The organism is Pseudomonas sp. NBRC 111127 (assembly GCF_001320345.1).
Lineage (GTDB): Bacteria > Pseudomonadota > Gammaproteobacteria > Pseudomonadales > Pseudomonadaceae > Aquipseudomonas > Aquipseudomonas juntendi.
Map to the genome: position 1 here is coordinate 1 of NZ_BCBD01000241.1, position 4,915 is coordinate 4,915.

Sequence of the window (4,915 nt, forward strand, 5' to 3'; positions counted from 1 at the left end):
CAGTTCCGGCTAGGCTTTCTGATCGAGCAAGTGGAGAAAGACCCCAATAATGCGCAGTGTCGGGTGCAGAGCTCGCCGGAGCTCACCGACGGGTTGGGTCTGCCGCGACCACAGATCAGCTACGAACTGTCCGACTACACCAAGGAGGGCTTCAAGCAGGCGCGCCTGGCCGCCACGCATATCATCACCGAGCTGATGGGCGCCACCGAGCTGACCGACCTGAACCCTGAACTCAAGCCCGGCTCCCAAACGGTGTTCCAGTACGACGGCCAGAACTACGCGTTCTTCGGCGCTGGCCACCTGATGGGCACCTACCGCATGGGCTCGGATTGCAGCAATTCGGTAGTGGACAAGGACCAGCGCAGCTGGGACCACCCCAATCTGTTCCTGGTGGGTGATGGTGTCTTCCCCACCACGGGCACGGCGAACCCGACCCTGACCATCACCGCACTGACCTTCCAGGCTGCTGACGTGGTCGCCAGCGACCTGCTCAAGCGTACTGTACAGGTCCAGGCAAACCAGGCCTGGCAAGGCACGGGTATGCAGGTCAATGGGCACAGTTGGCAATTGGCGGTCTGTACGGGCGGGCAGTGGACAGCCAACCCGGCCACCGGCATGGTTGGGGCGCAGGGCCATTCAGGGTTGATCGCCAAGCCGGGTTACACGCTGCCCGGGCAGAACGAAGGGGCGTTGATCGGCCGTATCGGCAGCAATGGTGTGCCATTCCTGGTGGGTAACCAGGCGCAGTTACCAAGAGGCCAGCAGGGTGAGCTGCAGTTGTGCATCAATGACGATCTGACCGGGCGCTACGGCGCAGGCCTTGGCGATAACCAGGGGAGCCTGTCGGTGGAGGTACGCTTCGGCGCGTTGTAGGCCCGTGATGCCAACCCCACGATGTGCCGGTAATGCGGCAGCATCGTGGGATCGTGCGCTCAACCTTGGTGGAAAGCCTGCCAGCCTTCGGCGTAGTCGCCGTGTCGGGGCACCTGGCCAGGGGCGTTTTCCCCTCGAAGAACAATAAAACCTTGCGTCAAACCTGCATGGCCATGCCATCCACATTCATCGCTGCCTGGCGCAACGCTTCGGAGCGGGTGGGGTGGGGGTGGCAGGTGAGGGCGATATCTTCGGCCGAGGCCGAGAACTCCATGGCCACGCAGAATTCACCGATCATTTCGCTGACGCTCGGGCCCACCAGGTGCACACCCAGCACTTCGTCGGTTTTGGCATCGGCAAGCACCTTGGCGAAGCCTTCGGTCTCGTGGTTGATCTTGGCGCGGCTGTTGGCCGTGAAGGGGAATTTGCCCACTTTGTATTCACGCCCTTCGGCCTGGAGCTGCTCTTCGGTCTTGCCCACGCTGGCCAGCTCCGGCCGGGTATAGATCACGCCAGGGATGAGGTTGTAGTTGACCTCGTGCGGTTTGCCGGCGATGCGCTCGATGCAGGCCACTGCTTCGTCTTCGGCCTTGTGCGCCAGCATCGGCCCAGAAGTGACGTCGCCGATTACCCAAAGCCCGGGCACTGAAGTGCGGTGGTGTTCGTTGCCGAGCATGCCGCGCTTGTCGGTTTCCAGGCCTGCGCTTTCCAGGTTCAGGCCTTTGGTATAGGGGCGGCGACCGATGGCGACCAGTACATAATCGGCTTGCAGTGTTTCTGCCGCGCCACCCGCTGCAGGCTCCAAGGTCAAGGCCACACCGTCGGCGCTGGCGGTGGCCTGGGTTACTTTGCTGCCCAGCTTGAACGCCATACCTTGCTTGGCCAATGCCTTCTGCAGGGTCTTGGCGGTTTCGCTGTCGGTGCCAGGGCAGATGCGATCGAGGTATTCGATGACCGTGACCTGGCTACCCAGCCGGCGCCACACCGACCCCAGCTCGAGGCCGATCACCCCGGCACCGATGACGACCAGGTGCTTGGGCACCTGCGGCAACGACAGCGCGCCGGTCGAGTCGATGATGCGCTGGTTGTCGATGGTCACGCCTGGCAGCGGCGTCGGCTCGGAACCGGTGGCGATGACGATGTCTTTGGCCTGCAGCGTGGTTTCGCTGCCGTCCTGCGCCTTCACGACCACTTTGCCGACGCCATCCAGGCGGCCCCAGCCCTTGACCCAGTCGACCTTGTTCTTGCGGAACAGGTACTCGATGCCTTTGGTCAGGCCGGCCACGCTCTCGTCCTTCTGCTTCATCATCTGGGCGAGGTTCAGGGTGGGTTTGACTTCGATGCCGAGGTGGGCGAACGCCTCACCGCTGGCGGCTTCGTACAGTTCGGAAGCATGCAGCAGTGCCTTGGACGGCATGCAGCCGACGTTCAGGCAAGTGCCGCCCAAGGTCGAGCGGCCCTCCACGCAGGCGACACTGAGCCCAAGTTGGCCAGCGCGAATGGCTGCGTTGTAGCCGCCAGGGCCACCGCCGATGATCACCACGTCATAGGTTTTCATGGTTCAACTCCAGGGATGTAGAAACGCGACAGGGGCATTAGGTTAGGCTGAGCCTTTAGAATTGTATACAATTTGCTGCGCATATCAGCGCAGCAGGGTCTAGACCATGGTCTGATCGGGAGGAAACATCCCATGGATGAACTACTCTGATTCGACGACGTTCGAAATTTCGGGCGTCGTGGCCAATTACGGATAGGAGGGTCGTTCATGCTTGCGCAACTTCCACCGGCACTGCAGAGCTTGCATCTGCCGCTGCGGCTGAAACTCTGGGACGGCAACCACTTCGATCTCGGGCCCAGCCCGCAGGTCACCATACTGGTCAGAGAACCCCAGTTGATCAGCCAGCTGACCCACCCGAGCATGGACCAGTTGGGCACGGCATTCGTCGAAGGCAAGTTGGAGCTTGAAGGCGATATCGGTGAGGCCATACGCGTTTGCGATGAGCTGAGTGAGGCACTGCTTACCGACGAAGACGACACGCCGCCCCAGCGCCTGGCGCATGACAAGACCACCGACGCCCAGGCCATTTCCTATCACTACGACGTTTCCAATGAGTTCTACCAGCTGTGGCTGGACCAGGACATGGTGTACTCGTGCGCTTATTTTCGCGAGCCGGACAACACCCTCGATCAGGCGCAACAGGACAAGTTCGAGCACCTGTGCCGCAAGCTGCGGCTCGATGCGGGCGACTATCTGCTCGATGTGGGCTGTGGCTGGGGAGGGCTGGCGCGTTTCGCCGCCCGTGAGTATGGCGCCAAGGTATTCGGCATCACCCTCAGCAAAGAACAGTTGAAGCTCGGCCGCCAGCGGGTCAAGGCAGAGGGTCTGAGCGACAAGGTCGATTTACAGATACTCGATTACCGCGACCTGCCGCAAGACGGCCGCTTCGACAAGGTTGTCAGCGTGGGCATGTTCGAGCATGTCGGCCATGCCAACCTGGCGTTGTATTGCCAGAAGCTGTTCGGTGCGGTGAGGGAAGGGGGGCTGGTGATGAACCACGGCATCACCGCCAAGCATGTCGATGGTCGGCCGGTGGGGCGAGGTGCAGGCGAGTTCATCGATCGCTACGTGTTCCCACATGGTGAGCTGCCCCACCTGTCGATGATCAGTGCCAGCATCTGCGAAGCAGGGCTGGAGGTGGTGGACGTGGAGAGCTTGCGCCTGCACTACGCCAAGACCCTGCACCACTGGAGCGAGAATCTGGAGAACCAGCTGCACAAGGCGGCGGCACTGGTCCCCGAGAAAACCCTGCGCATCTGGCGTTTGTACCTGGCCGGGTGTGCCTATGCGTTCCAGAAGGGCTGGATCAACCTGCACCAGATTCTGGCAGTGAAGCCCTATGCCGACGGGCATCACGACCTGCCCTGGACACGCGAGGATCTGTACCGCTGACACCTACCTCTGGTCGGCGGCACCGGTTACAGGATTGGGGATATCAAGCGTGCGATGCGCATCCCCAATTGCTGTAGCCGGTGGGTGTCGCGGCTGTCCTCAACGTTTATCTCTCGCGCCTGCTCGAAGTCTTCATTCAACATACGTTCCACCTGGTCGGCAAAGCCACGGTCGACCGTCAGCAGGGTGATCTCGAAGTTCAGGCGGAATGAACGGTTGTCCAGGTTGGCACTGCCGATTGCGCTGACCTCGTCATCTACCAGCACCACCTTCTGGTGCAGGAAACCCGGCTGGTAGCGGAACATGCGTACGCCTGCGCGTACCGCTTCGAAGGCAAACAGGCTGGAGGCGGCATAGACAACCCGGTGGTCCGGGCGTGCCGGGATCAATACGCGCACATCCACCCCTCGCAGTGCTGCCAGGCGCAATGCCGCGAACACCGCTTCGTCAGGGATGAAGTAGGGGGTGGTTATCCACACCCTGCGCGTGGCGGAGTGGATGGCTTCAAGGAAGAACAGTGCGCAGGTTTCCTGTGGGTCCGCCGGCCCACTGGCCAAGGCCTGGCAGAGCACGCCGTCGTCCGGGTAGGCATCTGGCAGAATCAGCGGCGGCAGCTGGCGCGAGGCCCAGTACCAGTCTTCGGCGAACGACTCTTGCAGGCAGGCCAGCACTGGTCCGCCGATCTGCACATGAGTATCGCGCCATGGTGAAAGCTGCGGGTCTTCACCCAGGTACTCGTCACCTACGTTATGCCCGCCGATGAAACCGACCAAGCCATCCACCACCACGATCTTGCGATGGTTGCGGAAGTTGACCTGAAAGCGGTTGAACCAACCACGCCGGGTGGCGAAAGCGTGAACCTGTACGCCGCCATCACGCAGCGCCTGGCTATAGCTGGCTGGCAAGGCATGGCTACCGACACGGTCGTACAGCACAAACACCTGAACCCCTTCAGCCGCCTTGCGCAGCAGCAGGTGCTGTAACGCCTTGCCGAGTTTGTCGTCATGGATGATGAAGAACTGCACCAGCACCACATCGCGGGCTTTTTCGATGGCCGCGAAAATGGCATCGAAGGTGGCCTTGCCATTGATC

4 protein-coding genes are annotated in these 4,915 nt (G+C 61.6%); 2 read left to right on the plus strand and 2 right to left on the minus strand.

The window, feature by feature from the left end:
- Positions 1 to 873, plus strand: an 873-nt coding sequence (locus APH30_RS26010) for a GMC oxidoreductase (RefSeq protein WP_218186820.1), incomplete at its 5' end; no start/stop codon positions are given.
- 157 nt (positions 874 to 1,030) lie between these two features.
- Here APH30_RS26010 and lpdA read toward each other — a convergent pair.
- Positions 1,031 to 2,431 carry a dihydrolipoyl dehydrogenase gene (gene lpdA, locus APH30_RS26015; RefSeq protein ID WP_054914138.1) on the minus strand — a complete coding sequence of 467 codons (1,401 nt, stop codon included), beginning with the start codon at positions 2,429 to 2,431 and terminating at the stop codon, positions 1,031 to 1,033.
- Positions 2,432 to 2,638: 207 nt separating this feature from the next.
- Between lpdA and cfaB the strand changes: the two genes are divergently transcribed.
- A complete protein-coding gene (gene cfaB, locus APH30_RS26020) occupies positions 2,639 to 3,823 on the plus strand; it encodes a C17 cyclopropane fatty acid synthase CfaB (protein WP_029886462.1) in 1,185 nt (394 codons plus the stop codon).
- Positions 3,824 to 3,849: 26 nt separating this feature from the next.
- On the opposite strand, the gene cls is transcribed toward cfaB, so the two are convergent.
- Positions 3,850 to 4,915: cardiolipin synthase (cls, locus tag APH30_RS26025; protein ID WP_054914139.1), on the minus strand; the 1,066-nt coding region annotated here is incomplete at its 5' end.